27 protein-coding genes and 1 tRNA gene are annotated in these 25,154 nt (G+C 67.5%); 11 read left to right on the top strand and 17 right to left on the bottom strand.

The window, feature by feature from the left end:
• Positions 1-274: 274 nt before the first annotated feature.
• The 4 genes from VHC04_RS03710 to VHC04_RS03695 form a co-directional block, all read right to left on the bottom strand.
• On the bottom strand, positions 275-1,264 hold the full coding sequence (locus tag VHC04_RS03710) for an adenosine kinase (RefSeq protein WP_325678072.1): 990 nt from the start codon (positions 1,262-1,264) through the stop codon (positions 275-277).
• A gap of 8 nt (positions 1,265-1,272) precedes the next feature.
• Complete coding sequence (locus tag VHC04_RS03705; protein WP_325678070.1) at positions 1,273-2,460, bottom strand: mandelate racemase/muconate lactonizing enzyme family protein; 1,188 nt, start codon at positions 2,458-2,460, stop codon at positions 1,273-1,275.
• Positions 2,461-2,525: 65 nt separating this feature from the next.
• Positions 2,526-3,053: a chromate transporter gene (locus tag VHC04_RS03700; RefSeq protein ID WP_325678068.1), complete on the bottom strand. Its 528-nt coding sequence runs from the start codon at positions 3,051-3,053 to the stop codon at positions 2,526-2,528.
• A complete protein-coding gene (locus VHC04_RS03695) occupies positions 3,050-3,565 on the bottom strand; it encodes a chromate transporter (RefSeq protein ID WP_325678066.1) in 516 nt (171 codons plus the stop codon). Before VHC04_RS03695 ends, VHC04_RS03700 begins: the two co-directional genes overlap by 4 nt.
• Between VHC04_RS03695 and VHC04_RS03690 the strand changes: the two genes are divergently transcribed.
• Both VHC04_RS03690 and VHC04_RS03685 read left to right on the top strand, forming a co-directional pair.
• Positions 3,564-3,722: a hypothetical protein gene (locus VHC04_RS03690; protein WP_325678064.1), complete on the top strand. Its 159-nt coding sequence runs from the start codon at positions 3,564-3,566 to the stop codon at positions 3,720-3,722. The two genes, VHC04_RS03695 and VHC04_RS03690, sit on opposite strands and share 2 nt — an antisense overlap.
• 108 nt (positions 3,723-3,830) lie before the next feature.
• Positions 3,831-4,862 (top strand): retroviral-like aspartic protease family protein, encoded by a 1,032-nt coding sequence (locus VHC04_RS03685; protein WP_325678062.1) that lies wholly within the window; start codon positions 3,831-3,833, stop codon positions 4,860-4,862.
• Between the two features lie 87 nt (positions 4,863-4,949).
• On the opposite strand, the gene VHC04_RS03680 is transcribed toward VHC04_RS03685, so the two are convergent.
• Positions 4,950-5,159: a hypothetical protein gene (locus VHC04_RS03680; RefSeq protein WP_325678060.1), complete on the bottom strand. Its 210-nt coding sequence runs from the start codon at positions 5,157-5,159 to the stop codon at positions 4,950-4,952.
• 196 nt (positions 5,160-5,355) lie between these two features.
• Here VHC04_RS03680 and VHC04_RS03675 point away from each other — a divergent pair, with 196 nt between their 5' ends.
• The 3 genes from VHC04_RS03675 to VHC04_RS03665 all read left to right on the top strand — a co-directional run bounded on the left by VHC04_RS03675 (position 5,356) and on the right by VHC04_RS03665 (position 7,524).
• The gene (locus tag VHC04_RS03675) at positions 5,356-6,090 is read left to right on the top strand and encodes a Crp/Fnr family transcriptional regulator (RefSeq protein WP_325678058.1); all 735 of its coding nucleotides are present in this window, start codon (positions 5,356-5,358) and stop codon (positions 6,088-6,090) included.
• 274 nt (positions 6,091-6,364) lie between these two features.
• Positions 6,365-7,069 (top strand): MgtC/SapB family protein, encoded by a 705-nt coding sequence (locus tag VHC04_RS03670; protein WP_325678056.1) that lies wholly within the window; start codon positions 6,365-6,367, stop codon positions 7,067-7,069.
• Between the two features lie 188 nt (positions 7,070-7,257).
• On the top strand, positions 7,258-7,524 hold the full coding sequence (locus VHC04_RS03665; protein ID WP_325678054.1) for a hypothetical protein: 267 nt from the start codon (positions 7,258-7,260) through the stop codon (positions 7,522-7,524).
• Positions 7,525-7,718: 194 nt separating this feature from the next.
• Here the strand turns inward: VHC04_RS03665 and VHC04_RS03660 are convergent, their stop codons facing one another.
• From VHC04_RS03660 to VHC04_RS03630, 7 genes are all read right to left on the bottom strand, one after another.
• On the bottom strand, positions 7,719-7,934 hold the full coding sequence (locus VHC04_RS03660; protein WP_325678052.1) for a hypothetical protein: 216 nt from the start codon (positions 7,932-7,934) through the stop codon (positions 7,719-7,721).
• A gap of 78 nt (positions 7,935-8,012) precedes the next feature.
• A complete protein-coding gene (locus VHC04_RS03655) occupies positions 8,013-8,339 on the bottom strand; it encodes a type II toxin-antitoxin system PemK/MazF family toxin (protein ID WP_325678050.1) in 327 nt (108 codons plus the stop codon).
• Positions 8,339-8,578 (bottom strand): antitoxin MazE family protein, encoded by a 240-nt coding sequence (locus VHC04_RS03650; protein WP_325678048.1) that lies wholly within the window; start codon positions 8,576-8,578, stop codon positions 8,339-8,341. The genes VHC04_RS03655 and VHC04_RS03650 overlap by 1 nt, the downstream gene beginning before the upstream one ends.
• A 94-nt stretch (positions 8,579-8,672) precedes the next feature.
• Positions 8,673-8,912: a helix-turn-helix domain-containing protein gene (locus tag VHC04_RS03645; RefSeq protein WP_325678046.1), complete on the bottom strand. Its 240-nt coding sequence runs from the start codon at positions 8,910-8,912 to the stop codon at positions 8,673-8,675.
• Positions 8,913-9,105: 193 nt separating this feature from the next.
• Positions 9,106-9,181 (bottom strand) — tRNA-Lys (locus VHC04_RS03640).
• Positions 9,182-9,239: 58 nt separating this feature from the next.
• Positions 9,240-10,946 carry a GMC family oxidoreductase gene (locus VHC04_RS03635; protein ID WP_325678044.1) on the bottom strand — a complete coding sequence of 569 codons (1,707 nt, stop codon included), beginning with the start codon at positions 10,944-10,946 and terminating at the stop codon, positions 9,240-9,242.
• A 235-nt stretch (positions 10,947-11,181) separates the two neighbouring features.
• A complete protein-coding gene (locus VHC04_RS03630; RefSeq protein WP_325678042.1) occupies positions 11,182-11,658 on the bottom strand; it encodes a hypothetical protein in 477 nt (158 codons plus the stop codon).
• Here VHC04_RS03630 and VHC04_RS03625 point away from each other — a divergent pair.
• Positions 11,657-12,235, top strand: a complete 579-nt coding sequence (locus tag VHC04_RS03625) for a hypothetical protein (protein ID WP_325678040.1) — start codon at positions 11,657-11,659, stop codon at positions 12,233-12,235. The two genes, VHC04_RS03630 and VHC04_RS03625, sit on opposite strands and share 2 nt — an antisense overlap.
• Before the next feature lie 88 nt (positions 12,236-12,323).
• Positions 12,324-13,073 carry a PEP-CTERM sorting domain-containing protein gene (locus tag VHC04_RS03620; RefSeq protein WP_325678038.1) on the top strand — a complete coding sequence of 250 codons (750 nt, stop codon included), beginning with the start codon at positions 12,324-12,326 and terminating at the stop codon, positions 13,071-13,073.
• 106 nt (positions 13,074-13,179) lie between these two features.
• Here the strand turns inward: VHC04_RS03620 and VHC04_RS03615 are convergent, their stop codons facing one another.
• Positions 13,180-14,208, bottom strand: a complete 1,029-nt coding sequence (locus tag VHC04_RS03615) for a peptidylprolyl isomerase (RefSeq protein WP_325678036.1) — start codon at positions 14,206-14,208, stop codon at positions 13,180-13,182.
• Positions 14,209-14,282: 74 nt separating this feature from the next.
• Positions 14,283-14,948: an HD domain-containing protein gene (locus tag VHC04_RS03610; protein ID WP_325678034.1), complete on the bottom strand. Its 666-nt coding sequence runs from the start codon at positions 14,946-14,948 to the stop codon at positions 14,283-14,285.
• 82 nt (positions 14,949-15,030) lie between these two features.
• On the opposite strand from VHC04_RS03610, the gene VHC04_RS03605 reads away from it, so the two are divergent.
• Positions 15,031-15,897, top strand: a complete 867-nt coding sequence (locus VHC04_RS03605; protein ID WP_325678032.1) for an SMP-30/gluconolactonase/LRE family protein — start codon at positions 15,031-15,033, stop codon at positions 15,895-15,897.
• Positions 15,898-15,907: 10 nt separating this feature from the next.
• Here VHC04_RS03605 and VHC04_RS03600 read toward each other — a convergent pair whose 3' ends face one another.
• The gene (locus VHC04_RS03600; RefSeq protein WP_325678030.1) at positions 15,908-17,314 is read right to left on the bottom strand and encodes an alpha,alpha-trehalose-phosphate synthase (UDP-forming); all 1,407 of its coding nucleotides are present in this window, start codon (positions 17,312-17,314) and stop codon (positions 15,908-15,910) included.
• Positions 17,315-17,522: 208 nt separating this feature from the next.
• On the opposite strand from VHC04_RS03600, the gene VHC04_RS03595 reads away from it, so the two are divergent.
• The 3 genes from VHC04_RS03595 (at position 17,523) to VHC04_RS03585 (ending at position 21,150) form a co-directional block, all read left to right on the top strand.
• Positions 17,523-18,575 carry a glycosyltransferase family 4 protein gene (locus tag VHC04_RS03595; RefSeq protein ID WP_325678028.1) on the top strand — a complete coding sequence of 351 codons (1,053 nt, stop codon included), beginning with the start codon at positions 17,523-17,525 and terminating at the stop codon, positions 18,573-18,575.
• Between the two features lie 200 nt (positions 18,576-18,775).
• Complete coding sequence (locus VHC04_RS03590) at positions 18,776-20,392, top strand: GMC family oxidoreductase (RefSeq protein WP_325678026.1); 1,617 nt, start codon at positions 18,776-18,778, stop codon at positions 20,390-20,392.
• Positions 20,389-21,150 carry an SDR family NAD(P)-dependent oxidoreductase gene (locus tag VHC04_RS03585; protein WP_325678024.1) on the top strand — a complete coding sequence of 254 codons (762 nt, stop codon included), beginning with the start codon at positions 20,389-20,391 and terminating at the stop codon, positions 21,148-21,150. Before VHC04_RS03590 ends, VHC04_RS03585 begins: the two co-directional genes overlap by 4 nt.
• Positions 21,151-21,258: 108 nt before the next feature.
• Here VHC04_RS03585 and VHC04_RS03580 read toward each other — a convergent pair whose 3' ends face one another.
• Together VHC04_RS03580 and rbbA are read right to left on the bottom strand one after the other, a co-directional pair.
• Positions 21,259-22,383: an ABC transporter permease gene (locus tag VHC04_RS03580; RefSeq protein ID WP_325678022.1), complete on the bottom strand. Its 1,125-nt coding sequence runs from the start codon at positions 22,381-22,383 to the stop codon at positions 21,259-21,261.
• Positions 22,384-25,152, bottom strand: coding sequence for a ribosome-associated ATPase/putative transporter RbbA (rbbA, locus tag VHC04_RS03575; RefSeq protein WP_325678020.1), 2,769 nt, complete (start codon positions 25,150-25,152; stop codon positions 22,384-22,386).
• Positions 25,153-25,154: the final 2 nt, after the last annotated feature.

Genomic DNA, 25,154 nt, shown 5'->3' with positions numbered 1-25,154 from the left:
CGCCGGCGTCCTCAGGAAGCCGATCGACGATACCATGGTCGGCAGACTTGGATCGGCAGACTGGGATCGGCCGACTGGGATCGGCAGACTTGCCTGGGCGCGCATCACGAACAAGGCCCTCCAGGACCGGCGATCAGGCCGACCCGGGCCGGCGACGGCCGGCCGGGACACGGCTTGTCGTCCAGCGCGCCGCGCGGCGCGTGCGATGGCAGCACCCCATGGCAGCACCCCATGGCAGCACCGGCAGGGGGGCGTGGCTGAGCAGCTGGCCGGCTCAGTGCGTGATCGCCGCCATGCGCGGGCGCAGATCGCGGGTCAGGCGGGCACCGTAATGGCCGATCACCTCGGCGGCGGCGATCGAGCCCATCCGGCCACAGATGCTCAGCGGCTTGCCCCCGGTGTAGCCGGTCAGGAAGCCGGCGGCATAGGCGTCGCCGGCGCCGGTGGTGTCGACCACCCGGGCGGGTTCCGCCGCGATCTCCAGCGTCGTGCCTTCGTGCAGGATGACGCTGCCGGCCTCGCTGCGGGTCAGCACCGCCAGCTCGACATCGGCGCGTGCCATCTCGGCGGCGGCCTCGAACGTGTTCTGCTCATACAGGCTGGTGATCTCGGCCTCATTGGCGAACAGGATGTCCACGTGGCTGGCCACCAGCTTCCGGAATGCCTCGCGGTGGCGGTCGACGCAGAACGGGTCGGACAGCGACAGCGCCACCTGGCGGCCGGCGGCATGGGCGGCGTCGGCGGCCTTGTAGAAGGCGGCCTGGGCGGCCGGCGGGTCGAACAGATACCCTTCCAGATAGGTCACCTTGGCCAGCGCGATCAGGTGCGGATGCACGTCCGCCGGTTCCAGCGCGACGCAGGCACCCAGGAAGGTGTTCATCGTCCGCTGCCCGTCCGGCGTCACCAGGATCAGGCAGCGCGCGGTGGGGGCGCCGCCGGTCAGCGGATCGGTCGGGAAATGGACCCCGGCGGCGTTGATGTCGTGGCGGAACACGCGTCCGAGCTGGTCGTCCGCGACCTTGCCGACATAGGCCACCCGGGCGCCCAGCCCGGCGGCGACGGCGCACGTGTTGGCGGCGGAGCCGCCGCTGCTCTCCCGCCCCGGCGGCATGGCGGCGTACAGCGCGTCCGCCCGGGCCGTGTCGATCAGGCGCATCGCCCCTTTGTGCATGTCGTGGCGGGAGAGGAACTGGTCCTCGGCCGCCGCCACCACGTCGACGATGGCATTGCCGATGCCCAGGATGTCGTAGGTCGGTTCGGTCACGTGTGTCTCTACCCCTTTGGCGGATGGGCCCGTACCGCCGCCTCGTTCACCTCGACACCCCAGCCGGGCCCAGTGGGGATGAGCAGCTCGCCGTTTTCGATCCTTGGCGCGTTGATGAACAGCTCGTCGCGCCAGGATACGCTGTCGATGTCGATTTCCATCACGCGGAAATTCGGCACCACGGCACAGAAATGCGCACTGATCGCGGAGCAGAGATGGCCGTAATAATTGTGTGGCGCGACGTTCACCTCGTACGCCTCGGCCATGGCGGCGATCTTGATGCTTTCCAGGAAGCCGTTCCAGATCACGTCGATGATCGCGACGTCCGCCGCGTAGGCGTCCAGGAAGGGCCGGAACGCGCGGCGTCCGGTGACGGATTCCAGCGACGCGATCGGGCAGGGCGCCTTCGACCGGATCAGGGCCAGCGCCGCCGGATCCCAGTTGTCGATCTCCAGCCAGGTCAGGTCGAACGGTTCCGCCGCCTTGGCTACCTGGATGTTGCCCTCGGTCTTGAAGTGGTAGTTGATGTCCAGGTGGAGCCCCATGTCCGGGCCGGCGCCCTCGCGGAACGCGGTGAGCTGCTTCTTCAGGGACGCCAGCGTGGCGCGGTCGCAGTTCAGTGCGGGCCAGCCGGGGGAGCGGCCGAAGCCGGGACCGAAGCTGGTCAGCTTCTCCCCGTCGAAGGGCAGGATATTGGTCTTCAGCGCCTTGAACCCCTTGGCCTTCACCTCGGCGCCCAGCGCGGCGACGTCGTCGAAAGTCCGTAACGGCTTGCTGCCCACCGCTTCGTGGTTGCGCACGCGGTAGGTGCCGCAGTGTGACCAGTAGACCGGTATGCGGTCGCGCACCGGCCCGCCGAACAGCTCGTGGACCGGCACGCCCAGCGCCTTGCCCTTCAGGTCCAGCAGCGCGTTGCCGATCGCGGCGATGGCCCGCTGGTTGACGCCGTTCGGTGCCTGCACCTGCTTCACGTACAGGAACGAATCGATCGCCTGCACCGCGCGGGCATCCTGGCCGATCAGCTGCTCCGCCATGCCCTGGATCACCGCGGTCAGGCCGCGGCTGCCATCGGCCTCGGTGTACTCCGACCAGCCGGTCAGGCCGTCCTGGGTGGTGATCTTCAGGAAGCTGAAGGTGCGCCAGCCGGCGTCGCAGTGCAGATCCTCGACGCGGGCGATCTTCAGGGGATGGCTCATGGGTCGGTTCCTCCCGGTGCTTTCGGCGGTTTGCCTGAACGGCGGACAGGCTACGCGGGAACCGCTCAGCCGACGAGCCCGGCCACCCCCAGCGCCGCCGCGCCGCCCAGGATCAGCAGCGGATGCAGCTTCGTGCGCAGGAACAGCGCGGTTGCCGCCAGCACGACCAGCGTGGCCGAGACGTCGATGGCGACCGTGCCCACCAGCAGCACGGCGCTGGCCATGATCAGTGCCGCCGTCACCGGCTGCAGACCGGCCTGCACCGCCCTGCGCCAGGGTGCGTCGCGGAAGCGGAACCACAGCCCGGCCACCAGCAGGGTCAGGATCGAGGAGGGCAGGGTGATCGCCACCGTCGCGACGATGGCGCCGATCACGCCGGCGACGCGCCAGCCCACCAGGCTGACCACCATCATGTTCGGTCCCGGCGCCGCCTGGGCCAGGGCGTACAGCGAGGCGAACTCGCGGGCCGTGGTCCAATGATGCACCTCCACCACCTGCCGCTGCATTTCCGGAATGACCGCGTTGGCGCCCCCGAAGGCCAGCAGCGACAACTGCCCATACACCAGCGCCAGGTCGGTCAGATCCCGGATCATGGCTGCATCCTCGCCAGCAGGACCGAGGAGCCGATCGCCATCACCGGCAGCGCCAGCAGCAGCGGGATGCGCAGCACCGCCACGGCGATGAAGGTCGCGACCGCCACCGCGATCGCCCACGGATCGGCGCGCAGCGGGGCGACGATCTTCAGCGACGTCGCCAGCAGATAGCCGCACGCCGCCGCCGTCATCGCCACGAAGCCGCGCTTCACCGCCGGGATATCGGCATATTGCTCGTAGATCGCGCCCAGCATGATCACGATGGCCACCGGCGCGGCCAGCAGGCCGACCGTCGAGGCCACCGCTCCGGGCACGCCACGGAACCGGGCGCCCAGCGCCACCGTCAGGTTCATGACGTTGCCGCCAGGCAGGAACTGGCAGAGGCCGAGCATCTCGGTGAACTCGGTCTGGGTGAGCCATTGGCGCTGGTCGACGATCATGGTCCGCGCCCAGGGCAGCACGCCGCCGAAACCCAGCACCCCGACATGGAGGAACCCGAGGAACAGCTGCATGACGGTCGGATGGGCGATGGCGGCATTGCCACCACCGGCACTGGTGGTGCTGGTGGTGGCGGGACTGACGCTGGCAGGACTGGTGCTGGCAGGATTGGCGCCGGCAGGGCCGGTGCTGGCAGAGCTCGGGCGGGTATCGGGCATCGGATGCGCATAGCGGGTTCGCTGGGCACGAACAAATGCGCGGCCGCGCGCATGACGCGCACTTCACACGTGGCCGGCGCGTTCTGTGCTACGCAGGCAGCGCGATGACGACTTCGTGCCCATGACACCGCCAACGATCCCGACGCGACGGGCCGTGCTCGGCTTGCTGTCGGCCGCCGCCCTTGCCGCGGCGCCGGGCCGGCCAGGCGTTGCGGCCTCCCTGGAGGCTTCCTCTGGGGCTTCCTCTGGGGCTTCCTCGGAGGCGTCCTCTGGGGCGTCCTCAGCGGTCTCGGTAGGGGACTGCACGGTTCCGGAACGCGGCCATGTCGACCTGACCGTTGCGCGCGGGCTGATCATGGTGCCGCTGGAGGTGAACGACCAGCTCGCATCCTTCATCCTGGATACCGGCGCGACCCGGTCCGTGGTGACCGAGGCGGCGGCACGGCGCCTGGCGCTGGCCCGCGATCCCTGGGTCGGCACCACCATGAGCGGTATCGGCGGGTTCAACGCCCGCCCCAATGCCAATCCGCGCAGCCTGAGGCTGGGTGGCGTGACGCTGGTGCGCCGCACCGTGAACCATGACACCAGCCTGACCGTCGCCGACTTCCCCAGTTCCGAATCGTCGGGCGTGCCGATCGACGGGTTGCTGGGGCGCGACTACCTGTCGCTGTTCGATCTGGACATCGACGTGCCGCGGCGGCGGCTGACGCTGTACCAGCCGCTTGGGTGCAGTGGCCGCTTCCTGCCCTGGACCGGACCCTACGTCTCGGTCCCGGTCACGCAACCTGTGGATACGGCGATGCTGGTGCCGGTGGAACTGGACGGGGTGACGCTGCGCGGATTGCTGGACACCGGTGCCAATGTCAGCCTGATCGCTGCGCCGGGACTGCACCGGCTCGGGCTGGACCCGGCGGAGGCGGAGCCTGGGACCCATGTACCGGTGACGGGCGTCGGGCCGAACACCACGCCAATGGCGCACCGCACCTTCCGCACGATGCGGATCGGCAACGTGGTGATCGACCATCCGACGATGCTGATCGCCCCGATCCACCTGATCCCCATCGCCGACATGCTGCTGGGGGCGAACTGGATCCTCTCGCGCCGGGTATGGATTTCCTATGCCACGCGGCAGGTATTCGTGGCCGCGGCATGACCGCGGGGGCGGTGGCCGGCGCCTGCGCGGACCGAAGAGCGGAGCACGGGCCGCACCGATGGCGCCATGCCGGGCCGCAATCCGAGGTCAAGCCGTGCTGCCGGCCCCGCCGCACGTGGGGTCAGGGCACAGCCTGCCGACGCAGCGGGTGCGTTGCCACACTTCGATGCGGACATCGTGACCGAGCACGCGTCGCGCCTCGGCAAGAGCCTCGGCATCGCTGGCGCAGCGCACGACGACCGCCGGTTGCTGGACGTGACCGCTCGGGTCAATGAGATAGCATCGGTATTCCAGCATCCTCGTCCATTCCTGGCCGGGTTTGAACACGAGCAGGCGGCCTCTCCGATTCGTGTCTGCGGAGGCCATGCGCCTGCGGCCGCAAGTCACATATCCTTGGTGCGGCAGTCTTATGTTCACGAGTAACATAACCATGGGGTGGTGTCTGTACACTTGTGGACAAACCGGTGGCGATGAAACGATTGGAAGCTTTGGCATGACCACGCCCTCCCCTGACGACATCGCCGGCAATGCGCTCCTCACCCGATTGAAGGATGACGATCTGAAGCGGCTGACGCCGCATATGGTGGTCCTGGACCTGAAGGCCGGCGATGTTCTGCAGCACGCGGGCGATACCGTGACCGATACATGGTTCCCCTGCGGATCCGCCCTGGCTGCCTTCCGCATCTGGATCGAAGATGTCAACAAGGGCATCGAGGTAGCGCTTGTCGGGCGGGAGGGTGCGGTGGGGGGCATCGTGTCCAACGGCAACGTGCCCGCCTATGCCACGTCCGAGGTGCGGGCGGGCGGCCGGTTCCTGCGCGTCAAGATTTCCACGCTGGAGCGGGCGAAGCTCGAATCGATCGCGCTGCGCCACTGGTTCTCGCGCTATTCGGATTGCCTGATTGCGCAAATCTTCCAGACGGCCGCCTGCAACGCCACGCACAACATGGTGCAGCGCACGGCGAAGTGGCTGCTGGCGGCTACCGCGCGCACGGACGGGTGTGAATTCGAAATGACTCAGGAGCAGTTGGCGGAGATGCTGGGCGTCGGCCGGACGTTCGTCACCCGGATCGTCAGCCGGCTTCGGGAGGAAGGCCTGATCGCCACCCGCCGTGGCCGGTTCATCGTGAAGGACGAAGCCGCCCTGCGGGCCAGATCATGCGGCTGCGCAACCGCGATCAGGGACCATTTCGATGCCGTTCTGCATGGCATCTACCCAGCGGAATGATCCCAGGCGGCATTGACGCCAGCCGTTTCGCGGGTGCCTTTCCGCCATTATGAAACGGATCGCGATGAAACGGATCGCGCCGCCCGGGCTCCGCGTGCCGGCGGCCGGCGGTGCCCTTATCGCTCCTGGATTGCCATGCTGACGGCCGCTTATCGCGGCGCGGGGGGTGAAGACATATCGATCCGCCGCTGGCAGGAGGCGGCGCCCGAGCGATATGCGGCCACGGCCGGCATGATTGCGGATTGAGCCACCGTGGCGCAGGCTGCCTCGTCAAATGCCGCTGCAACCGGATTGGTCCGACATCGCGCTCCGCCTCCTGCTCGCGGTTCTGAGCGGCATGGCGCTCGGCTACGACCGTGGGGAGCGCGGGAAGGCGGCCGGGATGCGGACGACCCTGCTGGTCTGTCTGGCCGCCTGCGTCGCGATGATCCAGGTCAACCTGCTGCTGGCCCTGCAGGGACGCTCGCAGAGCTCGTTCGTCATGAACGATCTCATGCGGCTCCCACTCGGGATTTTGACCGGTGTCGGTTTCATTGGCGGCGGTGTCATCCTGCGCCGGGGCAACGCGGTTCTCGGCGTCACCACCGCGGCGACGTTGTGGCTGGCCACCGTGGTCGGGCTGTGCCTGGGCGGCGACCAGCTCGTCCTGGGACTCGTCGCGACAGGTCTCGGGCTTGTTACCCTCTTTGGTCTCGGCTGGGTGAAATCGCGCCTCTCCCACCAGATGCGCGCGCGCCTGATCGTGGAAACGGCCAACGGCGGACCGCGGGAAGCGGAATTGCGCGATCTCCTCACGCGCCCCGGCATGTCGATCGCCAGTGCGCGCGTGTCATTCGACCGCGCGTCCGACCGGCAGGTCTTCGAGTTTGAGGTTCAGCATTGCAGGCGTGCCGCCGACACCGCCATCCCCGGCTTTGTCGACGCATTGGCGAAGCGCGACGGCGTATTGCGGCTGGTCTGGCAAGAGCAGGATCGCTGACCGGATAGGCGGCAGACCGTACAACCGGTGGCTGCGCGCGGCGCCGCGACGGCAAAAAGGTTTGGCCGGCGAAATCGCGTGCCAGTGACTGCATCGGCATCGAACAGCCTGGCCGCCCGGCCGTTCTTGAAGCCGAGGTGCGCGTGAAGGCGCCCCTCAAGACAGTCATCCATACAAAGGAGAGATCCATGGCTAACCAGGGCGGCACCCACGAACAGCACGTGCGGGCGGGCGAGCAGAGCCACAAGAACACACAGGGCGGTTCCTCGCATGGCAGCTCCTCACAGGGCAGCTCCTCCCAGGGCAGCTCCTCACAGGGCGGTTCTCACGAACAGCATGTGAAGGCCGGCCAGCAGAGCCACAAGAACGCGTCGGGCGGCTCCCAGGAACCGATGCGCGGCGGCACGCATGAGCAGCACGTCCGGGCTGGCCAGCAAAGCCACAAGAACAGCTAGGGCGGTCTTCCGCGACCGCGTGGATCGCGTCCTCTCGGATCGGCGGTTGCAGCTTCTGATGCGCTGATATCCGACGAGCAAGGGGCACCGGTGACGGTGCCCCTTTTTCTTTCGCGCCGCTGCCCCGGCCTTGGGATGTCCCGGCATCGAGATGCCCCGGCTTTGAGATTCCCGGCTTTGTGATGCCCGGGCTTTCAGATGCCGCGGTGATTGCAGGGATCTCCGGCGGCTGTGCGCTTCCATCGACGAGATGGCCTCGGCGCGGCGGCGGATAGCTCCTTCACCCGGTCGACGAACCAGTCATATCCGTCGGAAACGCGCCGGCCGATGTCGTCGGCATGGTACCACAGATCGCGCGTCGCCTGGACGCCCGGACCTGCCTTGCGACCAGCGGCGGCGGTGGCGGCCATGAGCGCGCGCTGATCCTTGGGCGGCAAGGCGTGGGAGGCCGCGCGTCGCCGTTCCCACGTCGATCCGGCAAGCGTCGATCAGCCGGCAAGTCCCAGGAACAGGGCGAGCAGCCGGCCGACCGACACCAGGATGGCGTCGTCCACGCGGCCGATGACTGGACCGGCTTTTCCGCGCAAAAGGAATTGCGGGCGTGAAACGACGACCTGCGACCGCTTGAGCAATCCATTCGCCGTGGTCGGCTCGACCGTCACGCGCACCAGCGGTGAGTCGAGGATGGTGCTGGTCAGCGGCAAAACGGCGATTGTCGGAATCTCGGCGAAGCCATCGGCCTGAATGACCAAGGCTGGGCGCGGTTTGCCGCCGTCGCCTTGGAGAGCGACGGTAATCAGATCGCCGCGGCGCATCAGGTGTCGTCCGCGATCTCGGCCAGCGTCTCCGCCTGCAATTGATCCCAAAAGGCCATTTCCTCCTGGCCTTCAGGCGTCGCTTCCCAAGCCGCGACAAGTCGGCACTGCCGCGCCAGTTCCTCGGCAAAGCCAGGCGCCCGCGTGTCCGGCACCCAGATCTGGACCGGCCGTAGTCCGGCGGCGCGCATCTTGTCCCGGTTGCGCTGCACGCGCATGGCGTTGCTGCTCTTGCTCATGCGTTACATGTAATGTGTGCGCCTGTGCCGAGCAAGTCCGGCTGGCGGCTGATCTTTCCTGTTCCGAATGACCGCTGCGGTCGCCGTTCCGCATCTACTCGTCCGCCAGCAAATCCTCGATCCGCACGCGCAGCGCGCGGGCGATGCGCGCCAGGGCCTGGACCGTGCCCTCCCGCTCGCCGCCCTCGATCTGCGCCACGAACGCTTGCGACAGGCCGGCGGCAACGGCCAGCTCCGCCTGGGTCAGGCCGCGATGCTTGCGCCAGAAGGCGAGCGTCGTCGGGGCCGCGAGGTAGGCGTCCATGTCCGCGTCGATCCCGGTGACGATGGGCATCACCGATCCGGACCCGGCGTTGACCGCCGCTCACAGCGACGCCGCGCGGCATGCCTGGAATCGCCTCCATCGTGCCGCTCCCCGCTGTTACCCCCCGGCTGCTGGGGCGACACGATCGGCGCGATGCCCCGCTATTTCAAGCGACGCGGGGATACGCCGTGCAATGGAAAATTGGGAGAAATCCGGGGTTTCGTGGTGGGTGCACAAGGACTCGAACCTTGGACCCGCTGATTAAGAGTCAGCTGCTCTACCAACTGAGCTATGCACCCGCACCAACGCGGAGGCGGGTTCTACCAGCCTCTCCCGCCAATGCAACCCTTTCCTGCCTCACGCCCCCGCCAAAATTGCATCCGATATCTTCTCGGCCGTCATCAGCACCGGGATATTCGTGTTGGCACACGGCACCTGCGGGAATACCGAGGCGTCCACCACGCGCAGCCCGCCGATCCCGCGCACCCGCCCGGCCGGGTCGGTCACCGCCATCGGGTCGTCCTCGGAGCCCATCCGGCACGTGCAGGAGGCATGCCAGACCCCAACCGCCGCCCGGCGCACGAAGGCCTCGCAGGCCTCATCGTTGGTCAGCACGTCCTGCAAGGTGACACCTTCCATCACCAGCTTCTCGATCAGGTATTTCCGCAGCCCGGCGGAGCTGTCCAACGCCTTCGCAAGCACATCGGTGATCAGCTTGTTCTTCTTGCTCAGCAGCCCCACCTGCCGGACCTTGTCGCTATAGCTGGCGGGGAAGGGGTTGTCGGTCACCGCCTGCATGATCGGCGTCAGATGCATGGCGCCGAAGGTCCGCACCCCGTCCATCATCCGCTCCAGGTCCCGCTGGTCGGACAGCAGGTTGAAGTCCACCTGCGGCTCGTCCTGCCAGTTCGGCGTGCGCAGCTTCACCGACCCGGTCTCGGAGTAGGTCTTGTACACGGTGATGATGAACGACCCGATCTGCTCTCCCACCGCGTGCCAGGACGTCTTGTTGGTCACCACGGTGAACATGTCCCCCGCCGGGATGCCCGGCAGGCCGGAGGAGTAGCGCAGCGCCGTGTAGATGTGCCGCCGCGACCAGTCCTGGATGATGCGGGCATGCGGCTTCAGGAAGGCCGCCATCGCCACCGCCGGATGATCCTGCAGCCGCTGGCCGACGCCCGGCAGCGCATGCCGCACCTCGATCCCCATGTCCCGCAGATGCGCCACCGGTCCGATGCCGGCCCGCAGCAGGTGCGCCGGTGAGTGGATGGCGCCGCAGGACAGGATGATCTCATTCCCGCGGAATTCCTGTTGCCGCCCATCGACCATGGCCTTCACGCCGACGCAGCGCGAGCCATCGAACAGCAGCTCCGCCGCCACCGTGTCGGTGGAAATGGTCAGGTTCTCTCGCAGCCTCGTGGCGGGATCCAGATAGCCGATCGCCGCCGATACCCGCCGTTCATACGCGTTGGAGATGGTGGCCGGGAAATACCCATCCTCCCACGCGCCGTTCTGATCCTGGAGGTATTTCCAGCCCGCGGCCTCGAATGCCTTGCCGACCGCCTTGGCGTGCTCCGGCCAAAGGTCGGGAAAGATGCGGCGGATCGGGATTCGCCCGTCCTTGCCGTGCCAGGGACCGTCGAAGTCCATGTCCCGCTCCAGCTTCTTGAAATAGGGCAGGCAACTGTCCCAGTCCCAGCCGGTGGCGCCGCGTTCCGCCCACTCCTCATAATCGGTGGGCGCGCCGCGATTGGCCATCTGCCCGTTGATGGAGGACCCGCCGCCCAGAATCCGGGCCTGCTCATAGGTGCGGAGGGGAGGGGGGCGTTCGCCGGGCTGGTTGTGCGGGATGACCTCGGTGGTGACCTTCAGCTTGTTCCAGGTGTAGTTGGGGTTCAGGTAGGCCGTGCCGGGATAGGAATCCAGCACCGCGGCCGGCACCTTGCCGTGCGGCGTGTCCTGCCCCGCCTCCAGCAGCAGCACCTTGTTGCGGCTGACCGCCGACAGCCGGTTGGCCAGGACCGATCCGGCGGAGCCGCCGCCGACGATGATATAGTCGAACATGGCGGATGCCATTCCGTTCCCCCCAAAGCGTTGATCGTGGTTGCCGGCAGGATCATGCGAATCTGCGAAGCCGGCAAGACGCGACCTGACCGGCTTTGGCGGAAGCGGCAGCCAATTCAACCCATGATTGATAAGAAAATAGTATTGCAATTTTTGATAGAGGCGATTAAGAACATAAAAAGAACATTTCAATCGGGATTTTCAGCCCATGGCCCTCGCAGCAACCGCATCGGCATCATCCTCGGGTCCAGCCCGGCCGTCCGCCGTGCAGCCGCCCACCTTCCAGGAGCTGAACAGCTACCTGATGGCCCGCGTCGCCGACGACATCGAGCCCTATCTCGCGCTCGGCCCGCAGGATCGGGGGCAGGCGAGGCGGCTGGGGTGGAACCTGGTCGCCACCTACATCCCGCAGACCGAGGCCGAGGCGATGCATGCCAGCCGCATCGTCGCGCTGTCCTTCACCGCCCTCGACCTGATGCGCGATGCCGCCGTGGAGCGGCCGTCGCTGCGGATGCGGCTGAAATGCGCCGCGACCGTCGTCGCGCTGAACCGCCAGATCGGCGCGGCGGAGCGTCACCTGGAACGCTGCCGGCAGCATTTCCTGAAGGAGGGACATGCGATCCAGCGCCTGGAGCCGGCGCCGCGGGCCGAGCCGACGGCCCGGTCTTTGGATGCCGATGCGGCGATCGAGGCGGCGACGCACGGGGGTCATGGCCGGTTACCGCACCCATCTGGCCGCCATGCGGGCCGAGCGGGAGGCGGAGGCGTCGGCGGCATCGGCGGGGCACGCGCGGGAAGCGCGGCCGGATGGGGTGCCGGCGGACATGTTGGCCGGCGCCGCGGATGCCGCTTCGGGAGCGGTGTTGCCGGCGGCGCCGGCCGAAGCCATGGACGCCGCATCGGCCGAGATCAGGCCCGCCGATGCCGGTCCCCCCGATACCGGGTCCGCCGATGCCGGTCCCGCCGATGCCGGGTCCGCCGATGCCGGTCCCGCCACCGAAACCTCCCCCGCCGTGCAGCCCGCCGCGCCGCGCCCGCCGGCGGCGCCTATCTCCGATCGGGCCGCGGCGCTCCATGCCGCGCTGGCGCGGGCGTTTCCGCCGGAACCGGTCGGCACGCCGGAACAATGGCCGCACGGGTCATCAGGGCAGGGGCGATCACGGCATGGACACTCGCGGCATGGGCAATCGCGGCATGGACAGTCACAGCAGGGGCAGGCCCGGCCGGTGCCGGCCGGCGCCGCCGCTCTTGGTCACGAGAACGTAATGACTGCAGGTTCGGCGCCGTGACGAAATAACTGGAAAAATTCGGGCGCTTGCGCTAAGGGAGCGGGTGAGAAATGGGGGGACACCCCTCGTGGTCGAGGAAGGTGCAGCTATGGGTTGGTTAACCCGACTGGGTATGAGCGCGATCATTGCTTTGGGGCTGATTTCTGTCGCTCAGAGCGCGAAGGCGACGACCTATACCTTCAACCTTGGGTCGTTGAGCTCGTCGAGGAACACGACCTTCACCATGGGTACGTGGTCCCTGAGCTTTGACAAGCTCGCCTCGTCATCGGCGAGCGGCTGTTATTATACCGGGAGTGGGAGCTGCTCGAATGTCGAGCTGGTCGCTGACATCACGCGTGGCGTGCTGACCCTGACCTTCTCCAACATCACGAGCGGCAAGGACCTGGTGGTTGGCGGGACCTCCGGCGCGGACAACGATCTTTTCCTTAATTTCTCCGTCAGCACCCCGACCTCCTCTCAGAAGATCAACCAGGTGTCGATGGCGATCACCGGCACCAGCGGCTCGACGAGCAACATCAAGGGCACCGAATATCTGTGCGCCAGCACGGTTGCGACATGCACCAGCTCGACTGATTTCAGCAGCACGTCAGGCTACGCGCCTCTGGTCGCCGGGACCACCTCACCCGCCAGCTATACCCTGACCACATCCCAAGCGGCACAGTCGTTGAGCGTCAGCAAGGACCTGTTCTCGACATCCAACGCCTATCACATCGTGACGATGACCCAGCGCTATGTCAGCAATCCGGAACCGGTCTCCATGACCGTTCTTGGCGTGGGCCTTGCGGGACTGGCATTCGCGCGCCGGCGGACCGGGCGGCGGCTCCTCAAGGCCGCCTGACAGGGGGAGCCCGACAGGCCCGTCAGGCAGCACCTCCCCGCGTTTACCACGCAGCGGATCTCCCGACCGCGTCATCACAACCTGGTTGTGCGGACCTCGCCAGGCGTCATGGCCGGGTGTTTTTCTCCGCCGCGTCCTGCTGCTGGGTCGAGTCCTGCTGAGACGCATCCTGCTGGGCCGCGTCCTGCTGAGTGTCCTGCACTTCCTGACCGCCGATGGTGAACAGCCGGATCTTCGATCCCTTCACCGCCGCTTCCATGATCCCCGGCGCCTGCTCGCGGATCATGGTGTCCCGCAATGCCTGCCGCACCACGCTGAAGGGCGGCGTGGGCTGGCGGCGGCGATCCTCGACCTTCAGCACGAACCAGTTCCCGCCGCTGCGGATCGGCGCCGGCACGATCTGCCCGACCGGCGTCGCGAAAGCCGCGCCGCTCAATTCCGGGTTCAGCGCACTGCGCATGACATACCCCAGGTCCCCGCCCTTCGGTGCGGTCGCGTCCTTGCTGACCTTCTCGGCAAGAGTCGGGAAATCAGCCCCGCCCTGCAACTGCTTGATGACATCCCTGGCGGCAGCCTCGGTCGGTACCGCGATGACCCGTAGCCGCACCTCCTCCGGGCCTGGCTTGCCCGCAATGTCCTGGGCATAGCGCTGCAGGAGCTGTTCCTCGGTGATCGACTTCTCGGCCTCGCCCCGCACATAGGAATCCGCCAGCACGGTATCCGCCGCGTCCCGCATCCGGCGGCGCACCACGCTGTCGTTGTCCAGCCCCGCCTGCTGGGCCCGCAGCACCATCGCCTGTCGTGTGATCAGCCGGCTGCGGGCGATCTCGAACAGCTGGTCATAGGGCAGGTTTTCCTGCATCCCGGCTGGCAAGGCGTTGATGGCATCCGCCACCTGCCCCAGCGTGATCGCGTGACCATCGACCTCGGCGACCACCGTGGCCGCGGCCTTGTCCGGAGATGGAGCCTGATAGACGCCCTTCGTCGTGTCGAAGACCGGCGCGCTCAGCGTCGGCGGAGCGACCGGCGAAATGGTGGTCCGCGGTGCCGGCTGCGCCGCCAGCACGCCCGGAAATGCCAAGGCCCCGATCACGATGGCAGGACGCAGCCGGGAACGGTCGAATGGATGGGACATGAAAACTCTCGGCGTCTCCCAGGGCCGCCGCCCATACCATGTCCGCCCGCCGGGATGCGAGATGAACCTGCTCGTCAGGCCGTGTTTCCATCCCCGATCTCGGCCAGGAAAGCCGCGTGGAAGGTCCGCACCAGCGCCGCCCGTTCCGCCGCCAGCCGCCGCCCGCAAACGGTCCTGAAACCCTCCGCCACGGTGAAGAGTTTGGCACCGAAATGGTCCAGCGCGAAGTGACGGTCGTCCAAGGCCCGCGTCACCGCCGCCGGATCGTTCGGGCTGTACAGCGCCGATCCCATCCGCCCGGCGACGTAGAAGCAGCGGGCGATGCCGATCGCGCCGATCGCCTCCAGCCGGTCGGCGTCCTGCAGGATGCGCGCCTCCATCGTCCTGGGTTCGATCCCGGCGCTGAAGCTGTGCGCCTCGATCGCATGCGCGGCCTGCCTGATCCGCTCCGCGGGCCAGCCCAGCCCGGCCAGGATGCCGCGCGCCCGTGCCGCCGCCAGCCGCGATGCTTTGGGACGGTCCGGCGAATTCTTCTCCACCGCCACGCAGTCATGCAGCAGCACGGCCGCGACCAGCACGTCCCTCTGACAACCCGGCTCTTCCGCCGCGATCCGCCGAGCGTTCTGCCAGACGCGGAGCAGGTGGGACCGGTCATGCGAGCCATCGGTCCCGTCCGGCCCCAGTTCCGCCAGCAGATATGCCGCGAGGTCCGCCTGGTCGCCGAATGGATCCGTCCGCATATGTCCTCCTGTCGGCGCCGGATTGGCACGTTTGCGCCGGCTGGGCCAGTATCGGGCCCCCGCAATCAGGAGACGGACGGCAATGAGCGAGTTCGAACTGGTCTGGGACGCGAAGTGTGGCGTCGCCGAGTCGCCGGTCTGGGACGCGCCCAACGACCGGCTGCTGTTCTGCGACATCCCCGGCCAGCGCATCTACGTCCTGGGCCTGAGCAGCGGCAGCCGCGACATCTGGGATTTTCCCGAAGTGGTCGGATCCTTCGGCCTGTGCCGCTCCGGCAGGCTGGTGGTGGCGCTGAAGCACCATGTCGTCCTGTTCGACCCCCGCACGCGCGAAAGCCGCGACCTGACCCCGAAAGTGGCGGAGCCGGACACCAGCCGCTTCAACGATGGCAAGGTCGGCCCGGACGGTGCCTTCTGGGTCGGCACCATCGACGGCAACGCGCCACGGCAGCCCACCGCCTCCCTGTACCGGGTGACGGCGGATGGCGCCATCACGCGGGAGGAGACAGGCATCGCCAATTCCAACGGCCTGGCCTGGACGCCGGACGGGCGGACCATGTTTCACGCCGACACCGCCGCTGGCATCATCGAGGCCTGGGATTTCGACCCCGCCACCGGCGCGCGCAGCCACCATCGCGTCCTGGCCAAGCTGACCAACGATCAGGGGCGGCCGGACGGCGCGGCGACGGACATGGACGGCAACTACTGGTCCGCCGGTCCCTCGGCCGGGGTGCTGCACTGCTTCAGCCCGTCGGGGACGCTGCTGCGTCGCCTGGACTTCCCGGTGCCCGGCCCGACGATGCCCTGCTTCGCCGGCGACCGGCTGTTCGCGACCTCGCTGCGGGAAGGCAAGTCGGACGCGGTGCTTGCCGAGTTCCCCAGCCTGGGCGGTCTGTTTGCCGCACCCGCCCCGGCGAGGGGAGCGCCTGTCGATGTGTTCGCCGACTGATCAGGCCTGATCAGATCGCCCGCAACAGCACCGGGCGCTGCGCCACGGTATCGGACCGTGCCAGGTACGACATGAACACGTTGCAGAACCGTTCCGCCGTATTGGTGGCGACCACCCCGTACAGCGTCTTCCAGCGCTCCACCCGCTCCTGCAGGCTCATTGTCAGCGCCCGGTGCATCGCCTCTGCGATCTCGTCCGCGTCGAAGGGGTTGACCAGCAGAGCCGCGGTCATCTCCTCGGCCGCGCCGGCGAAGCGCGACAGGATCAGGACGCCCGGATCCTCCGGGTCCTGTGCGGCGACGTATTCCTTCGCCACCAGGTTCATGCCGTCCCGCAGCGGCGTCACCACGGCCATCCTCGCGATGCGGAAGAAACCGGCCAAGGTGTCGCGCTTCACCGCATTGGTCATATAGCGCAGCGGCGTCCAGTCAAACTCGGAATAGCGGCCATTGGTTTCGCCGGCGATCCGGTCCAGCTCCCGCCGCAGCCGCTGGTAGGCATGCTGCTCTTCACGCGACCGCGCGGCGATCTGCAGGAAGCTGATCTGGCGTCGATCTTCGGGATGGTTGGCCAGCAGGCGGCCGATGGCGATGAAGCGGTTCGGCAGCCCCTTCGAATAGTCCAGCCGGTCCACGCCGATCGCCAGCGCGCGGCCGTTCAGGCTTTCCCGCAGCGCCGCCGCGTCCTTGCCGCGGGCCACGGCCTCGGCCTTTGCGGCGAAGGATTTGGCATCGATGCCGATGGGGTCGGCGATGGCCTGCACGGTGCGGGACCGGAACGAGAACCGGCCGTCGGTTCCGGTGCGGATGCCCAGGCATTCCGTCACACAGTCCAGGAACGCCTTGCAATAGGTCGGTGTGTGGAAGCCGACGATGTCGTAGGCACACAAGGCGGTCAGCAGCTCGGTCGCGCGAGGCAGGGCCTGGAAAACCGCAGGTGGAACGAATGGCGTGTGCAGAAAGAAGCCGATGCGGTTTTCCACGCCCAGCGCCCGCAACTCCGCGCCCAGCGGGATCAGATGGTAGTCATGGACCCAGATCACGTCATCCGGCTGCAGCAAGGCCTTCAGCGCGGCGGCATAGCGCCGATTGACGGAACAATATTCTTTGTAATCATCCGCGTTGAAATCCAGCAGACCCAGGCGGAAATGCAATAGGGGCCATAGCGCGCCATTTGAAAAATTCACATAGAAACCGTCATATTCCGCATCCGTCAGGTCGATCGTCGCATAGGTGATTCCGTCCGATCGCTGAACGTGGGTTCGTCGGGTATCATGACTCGTTCGTCGGCCACTCCAGCCGAACCAGAGCGAACCTGGCCTCAACGCATCGGCCAGGGCCACCGCCAGACCACCCGCCTTGGCACCGCGCTCCGACGGCAACGGCACCCTGTTGGAGACAACGACAAGTCGAGTCATGCCAACCTCCTTCCTGAAATCAAATGATCGCACTGATCTCTAAATGATCGCACTGATCTCTAAGGTGTGCCGCTCTGCCGCAATTTCGTCACCGTGGCAAAGTCAATTCGCCGTGACGGCTTCAGGATATCACAAACGTGCCGTGAAATCGCCAGATATGCCCGGCATATCGGGCCAGAGTCGACGACCAAGCCGGAGCAAGACGACGATGCGTATAGCCCAGATTGCGCCCCTGACCGAAGCTGTGCCGCCGAAGACCTATGGCGGCACCGAACGAGTCGTATCGTACCTGACGGAGGAGCTCGTGGCGATGGGCCACGAGGTCACGCTGTTCGCCAGCGGCGATTCCGTCACGTCGGCGGAGCTGGAAGCCGCCTGGCCCTGCGCCTTGCGCTTTGACAAGGCGCTGCGGGACGGAATGGCGCCGCATATGCTGGAGATGGAAGCCGCCTGCCGCCGCGCGTGGGAGTTCGACGTGCTGCACTGCCACCTGGATTACTGGACGTTTCCGCTGCTGAGCCGGCAGTCGACGCCGTTCGTCACGACGTTGCACGGTCGGCTCGATCTGCCGGAATTGATGATGGTGCACGAGTGCTTCGAGGGCGTGCCGCTGGTGTCCATCTCCGATGCCCAGCGCCGGCCGCTGCGCCGGGGCCGCTTTGTCGGCACCGTGTATCATGGCCTGCCGGAGAACCTGCTGACGCCGCAACCGGTCGCGCGCGACTACCTGGCGTTCCTGGGCCGCATCTGCCCCGAGAAATCCCCGGACCGCGCCATCCGGATCGCGCGCGCCGCCGGGCTGAAGCTGAAGATCGCCGCCAAGGTCGACCGTGTGGACCGCGACTACTACGAGACCTACATCAAGCCGATGATCGATGGTGAGCAGATCGAAATGATCGGTGAGATCGGCGAAGCCGAGAAGGCCGCGTTCCTCAGCGGCGCCCGGGCCCTGCTGCTGCCGATCGACTGGCCGGAACCGTTCGGCCTGGTGATGATCGAGGCGATGGCCTGCGGCACCCCCACCATCGCCTTCCCCGCGGGGTCGGTACCGGAAATCATCGAGGACGGCACCACCGGTTTCATCGTCTCCGACGAGGCCGGCGCCGTGGCGGCGATCAGACGCCTGCCGGATCTGTCCCGCGCGGTGATCCGCGCCCAGTTCGAGCAGCGCTTCACCGCCCGCCGCATGGCCGAAGACTACCTGACCATCTACCGCCGCCTGTCCGGCCGCACCCGGCCTGTCCTGCGCGTGGTGACATAAGGCGGCGGGTTACCCGGGCTCCGCCCCGGACCCTGCCAGTGGACCTTTCCAGGGGACCTTTGCAGTGGACCTTGCCAGTGGACTCTGCCAGGGGACTGCCCGCCCCTCGGCCTGGTGCGGGGTGAAACCCCGTCTCCCCCACCCTCTGGTCAACCCAAGCCGGTTCGGGTTGACTGTGCCGGGACAAGGAGGAGACGGCTGTGGACCGGGAATTCGACTTCATCATCGTCGGCGCCGGGTCGGCCGGATGTGTGCTGGCCAACCGGCTGTCGGCGGATTCCAACAACCGCGTTTTGCTGCTTGAAGCGGGCGGCAAGGACACCGATTTCTGGATTCATGTCCCGGCCGGCTTTTACCGCAACATCTACAATCCCAAGGTTGCCTGGTATTTCGAGACCGAACCGGTCCCGGAGATGCACAACCGGCGCATTTCCTGGCCGCGCGGCAAGGTGCTGGGCGGATCGTCCGCGATCAACGGGCTGATCTATATCCGCGGCCAGCGGCAGGATTTCGATCTGTGGCGCCAGCTCGGCAACGCCGGCTGGTCGTTTGACGATGTCCTGCCCTATTTCCGCAAGGCCGAGGACCAGGAAGCCGGCGTCAGCGACTATCACGGCGTCGGCGGCCCGCTCGGTGTCTCCGACCTGCGCACCGATCACGTCCTGCACGAGGCCTTCATCGCCGGCGCGCAGGAGGTCGGCTATCCGTTCAACCGTGACTTCAATGGCGCGGAGCAGGAGGGGGTCGGTCCCTTGCAGCTCACGGTGAAGGGCCGCCGCCGGTGTTCCGCCGCCCGCGCCTATCTGCATCCGGTGCGCTCCCGGCGGAACCTGACCGTGCAGACGCACGCGCTGACGCATCGCGTGCTGGTGGAGGGCAGGCGCGCGGTGGGCGTCGAGTACCGCCACAATGGCGCCGTCTACAAGGCGCGCGCGACGAAGGAGGTGCTGCTGTGCGGCGGCGCGATCAACTCGCCGCAGATCCTGCAGCTTTCGGGCATCGGTCCGGGCGCCTTGCTGCAATCGCTGGGCATCGCGGTGAAGCATGACCTGCCGGGCGTCGGTGAGAACCTGCAGGACCATATTGGCGGCCGCATCATCCATCGTTGCAAGGACGATGTGGTGACGATGAACGAGGTCTATCACAGCTGGGTCCGCTATCTGTCCGCCGGGGCGGAGTGGCTGATCCGCGGCAAGGGGCCGGCGATGACCGGCGCGGCGCCGATCGGGCTGTTCGTGAAGACGCGGCCCGAGCTGGACAGTCCGGATGTGCAATATCAATTCCTGGCCGGCAGCGCGCCGAAGACCGGTGATCCGATGCACCCGTTCCCGGGATGCACGCTGGTGGCAATTCCCTGCCGGCCGGAAAGCCGCGGCTGGCTGCGCATCACCACGCCGGACCCGGCCAGGCCGCCGGCGATGCAGCCGAACTACCTGTCCACCCAGGCCGATCGCGACACGATCGTCGCGGCGCTGCGTGTCAGCCGGAAAGTGTTCGCCAGCCCGTCGATGCAGAAGCTGTTGCGGGAGGAGATCTATCCCGGCCCGCAGGCGGTCACCGACGACGATCTGCTGGAGCATGTGCGCGCCACCGCCGGCACGACGTTCCACCAGACCAGCACCTGCATGATGGGACCGGGGCCGATGGCGGTTGTCGATACGGACCTGAAGGTGAAGGGCATGGATGGGCTGCGGGTGGTCGATGCCTCGGTGATGCCGACGGTGGTTTCGGGCAATACCAATGCCACGGTCATCATGATCGCCGAGAAGGCGTCCGACGCGATCCTGGGCAGGCCGGCGCTGGCGAGGGCGGCATGAGCACGCTGGAGCAGAGCTTCGCCGGCAAGGTGGCGCTGGTCACCGGCGCGGGCAGGAATATCGGCCGCCGGATCGCGCTGGACCTGGCGGCGCGGGGGGCGTCGGTGGTGGTGAACGGCCGCTCCGACCGTTCCGCTGTCGACGCGGTGGTGGCGGAGATCAATGCCGCCGGCGGGCAGGCGATCGGCGGCATGGCCGATGTCTCCGACCCCGACGCGACGCAGCGCATGGTGGCCGACGCGGTGGCGGCGTTCGGCGGGTTGGACGTCGTCGTCAGCAATGCCGGGCTGCGCCGGCAGACACCGTTCCTGGAGATGGGGTTGGCCGAATGGCGGGAGATCCTGTCGGTTGCGCTGGACGGCGCCTTCATCCTCGCGAAGGCGGGGGTGCCGCACATGATCCCGCGCGGCGGCGGCGCGATCGTCGCGCTGTCCGGCATTTCCACCCATGTCGGCACGCCGAACCGCTGCCATGTCTCGGCGTCGAAAGCGGGGCTGGAAGGGCTGATGCGGGCATTGGCGATCGAGCTGGCGCCGCATCATATCACCTGCAACTGTGTCGCGCCGGGGTCGGTGGATACGGTGCGCGGCGCCTCGGCCGGGGCCTTGCCCAGCACGCTGGCCGAGAAGGGCGTGCCGCTGGGGCGCAAGGCGGCGGTGGAGGAGATTTCCGCCGCCGTGCGCTTCCTGGCCGGACCGGATGGCCGTTACATCACCGGACAGACGCTGCACGTGAACGGAGGCGTGTTCCTGACCTGAAACAGGGCAGGGTCAGGCTGGCCCCGTCATGTTTCATCCCTCTTTGGTTCAAGGGCGCGATTCACCCCCTCTGACCGCCGGCTTCAGGCGATCGCCCTCTCCAGGCTTTCATCCCATCGTCGCGATCGCCGCCCTGAACCGTGCCAGGGCGAAGCCGAACAGCGCCGATCCGATCGCCGCCAGCGCCACGAAATAGGGCCAGACGACGGCCAGGCCCGCCGCCCGGTACAGGATCGCCTGGGCCAGCATCACGAAATACGTCGTTGGCGCCGCCAGCATCACGTATTGCACCACGTCGGGCATGCTCTCCCGGGGCGTGCTGCCCCCGGACAGCATCTGCAGCGGCAGCAGCACCAGGATCACCAGCAGGCCGAACTGCGGCATGGACCGCGCGACCGTGCCCAGGAAGATGCCCATCGAGGTGGTGGCAAACAGGTTCAGCGCCGCCCCGGCCAGGAACAGGAGGACGGAACCCTCGATCCGCACATGGATCCATCCCTGCACGACGAAGACCAGCGACACCGCGCAGGCCACCAGCACCACCAGCGCCATGGACCAGATCTTGCTCGTCATGATCTGGAACGGTGTGACCGGCATCACCAGCAGATGCTCGATCGTGCCGTGCTCGCGTTCGCGGATCAACGCGGCACCGGTCAGGATGATGGACAGCATGGTGACATTGTTGATCACCTGCATCACCGCGCCGAACCAGGTCTTGTTCAGGTCGGGATTGAACCGGGCGCGCAACGCCAGGTCCACCGGCAGCCGGCCGGCGGTGCGGTGTCGTCCCACGAAGCTGCTCACCTCGCCGCTGACGATGGACTGGATGTAACCGCTGCCGGTAAAGGCCTGGCTCATGCGCGTGGCGTCGACATTCAGCTGGATCGCCGGCTGGCGTCCGGCCAGAACGTCGCGCTGGAACGACAAGGGAATGACCAGCGCGAACGTGTCCAGGCCGGTATCCATCCGCGCATCCATCTCGGCCTGGGAAATCATTGCCGGCGGCAGGAAATAGGGGGGATAGAACGCCGTGGCGATCTGCGCCGACAAGGGGGACCGGTCCTCATCGACGATGGCGATCGGCGCCTTGTTCAAGGTTTCGGGGATCGCCGTCGCGGCGGTGTAGACCGATACGGTAAACGAATAGCTGATCAGGATCAGCATCACCGGGTCGCGGGCCAGGCTGCGCAGTTCCTTGATGCCCAGGTTCAGGATGTTCCACAGGCCGCGCATTCACCGCTCCTGCTTGCGCAGCAGCGCCGCGCTCAGCCCGACCAGCACGGGCACGGCGATCAGCAGCGGAATGAAGGAAGGCCACAAATCGGCGAAGGTCAGCGCCTTGGAGAAGGTGCCGCGCGAGATGACCAGATAGTAGGCGGTGGGAAACACGTGGCCGACCAGCGCCCCGCCGCCTTGCAGGGACGAAACCGGGTCGATCAGGCCGGAGAAACTGGTCGCTGGCACCATCGTTGCCAGGGCGGTGCCGAAGATGGCGGCGATCTGGCTGCGCATGAAGGCGGAGATCAGCAGGCCCAGGGCAGTGGTGGCGGTGACGTAGACCAGCGTGCCGGCGACCAGGGTGAGGATGCTGCCTTTCAGCGGCACGGCGAACAGCGTCACCGCCAGCAGCGCCATCCATGCGAAATTCAGCATCGCCAGCGCGATATAGGGAAGCTGCTTGCCCAGCAGGAATTCCAGCCGCGTGACCGGGGTGACGTAGAGATTGACGATGGAGCCCAGCTCCTTTTCCCGCACCACGCTCAATGCCGTCAGCATGGCGGGGATCATGATCAGCAGGACCGGGATGACCCCCGGCACCATCGCCACCAGGCTCTCGACATTGGGATTGTATCGGAACCGCATTTCGATGGTGAACAGGTCGGCCGCCGGCTTGTCGGGCCGCGCCGCTTCCTTGCGCGACAGCCACAGCGCGTGCATGCCCTGCACATACCCGACGATCGTATCGGCCCGGCTCGGCATCGCCCCGTCGACCCAGGCGCCGATCTGAACCGGCCGGCCGCGCGCGATGTCGCGGGCGAAATCCGGCGGGATCTCCAGCGCCAGACTCAACTCGCCACTGCGCATCCGGCGGTCCAGATCGGCATAGTCGATGATCGGCTGCTTCTGGATGAAATAGCGCGAGCCGGCCAGGTTCAGCGTGTAGTCGCGGCTGAGCGTCGTCTGGTCGCGGTCCAGCACGGCAAAGGACAGGTCCTCGACGTCCAGGTTGATGCCGTAGCCCATGATCAGCATCAGGATGACGGTGCCCACCAGCGCCAGGGTCGCGCGCACCGGATCGCGGCGCAGCTCCAGCGATTCCCGCCGCGCGTAGCTGAACAGACGCCTGGGGTCGAAGCCGCGCTGGCGGCGCGGCGGGGCCGGGTCGGCTGCCGGAGCGGGCGGGTCCGCCGCCGGCGCGGCGGTGCCGGACGGTCCCGCCGGCCGCCGCGCCCCGGCGGCATCTTCCAGGTAGCCGACGAAGGCGTCCTCCAGGCTGGCGGCGCCGCGGGCGGCAACCAGCGCGGCGGGGGCATCGGTCACCAGCACCCGCCCGGTATGCATCAGGGAAATCCGGTCGCAGCGCTCCGCCTCGTTCATGAAATGGGTCGAAATGAAAATCGTTACGCGGTCGCGGCGGGACAGCTCCACAAGGGTCAGCCAGAACGCATCGCGCGCCACCGGGTCGACGCCCGAGGTGGGCTCGTCCAGGATCAGCATCTCCGGTCCGTGGATCAGCGCCACGGCCAGCGACAGGCGCTGGCGCTGGCCCAGCGGCAGGGCGCCGGGCAGGGTGTCGAGGATCGGTTCCAGGTCGAACCGTTGCGCCAGCTCCCGCACGCGCGGGCCGATCGTGTCGGCGGGAAGATGAAACAGGCGGGCGTGCAGGTCCAGGTTCTGCCGCACCGTCAATTCGGTGTACAGCGAGAATGCCTGCGACATGTAGCCGACGCGCCGCCGCGTTTCCAGGTTGCGCGCATCGACCGGCTGGCCGAACAGCCGAGCGGTGCCCTCGCTGGCTTCCAGCAGGCCGGTCAGCATCTTCATCGTCGTGGTCTTGCCGCAGCCATTGGAGCCCAGAAAGCCGAAGATCTCGCCGCGGGCGATGCGGAAGCTGACATGATCGACGGCGGTGAAGTCGCCGAACCGCATGGTCAGGCCTTCGGCCTCGATCGCCGGCACGTCATCGCCGGGGCCGGCGGCGCGGGGCGGGATCACCACCGAGCGATGGCCGCGGCGCCTCGCCTCGGGCAGCAGCGCCAGGAACGCGGCCTCCAGGTCTGCGGTCCCGGTCCGCGCGAGCAATTCCGCCGGCGTGCCGGTGGCCAGGACGCGGCCGCCATCCATGGCCGCCAGCCAGTCGAAACCGGCGGCTTCCTCCATATACGCCGTGGCCACCAGCACGCTCATGCCCGGATGCTCGGCGCGGATGCCGGCGATCAGGTCCCAGAACTGGCGGCGGGACAGCGGGTCCACGCCGGTGGTCGGCTCGTCCAGGATCAGCAGGTCGGGGTCGTGGATCAGGGCGCAGCACAGGCTGAGCTTCTGCTTCATGCCGCCGGACAGCTTTCCCGCCGGGCGGCCGGTGAACGGCGCCAGGCCAGTGCTGGCGACCAGCCCGGCGATGCGACGCTCCCGCTCCGCCTTGTCCTGGCCGAACAGCCGGCCGAAGAAATCGATGTTTTCGAAGACCGACAGGGTCGGATACAGGTTCCTGCCCAGCCCCTGCGGCACATAGGCGACGCGCGGGCCGATCGCGGCGCGGTGGCCGGCGCTGGCCAGGTCGCCGTCCAGCACCCGGATGGTGCCGTCCTGCATCGCGCGGGCGCCGGAGACCAGGGCCAGCAGGCTGGACTTGCCGACGCCGTCCGGACCGATGAACCCCGCCATGCGGCCGGCGGGAACATCCAGGCCGACATCGTCCAGGGCGGTGGTCCGGCCATAGCGCAGCGATACGCCGCGCAGGCTGGCAACGGGCGGCGGATCGGCGCTGTGGTCCGCCATGT

The sequence above is a fragment of the Rhodopila sp. genome (assembly GCF_035548095.1).
In the GTDB taxonomy this organism is placed as follows: Bacteria; Pseudomonadota; Alphaproteobacteria; order Acetobacterales; family Acetobacteraceae; genus Rhodopila.
The sequence above is the reverse complement of the archived record's forward strand: the minus strand, read 5'-3'. Positions and strand labels throughout refer to the sequence as shown.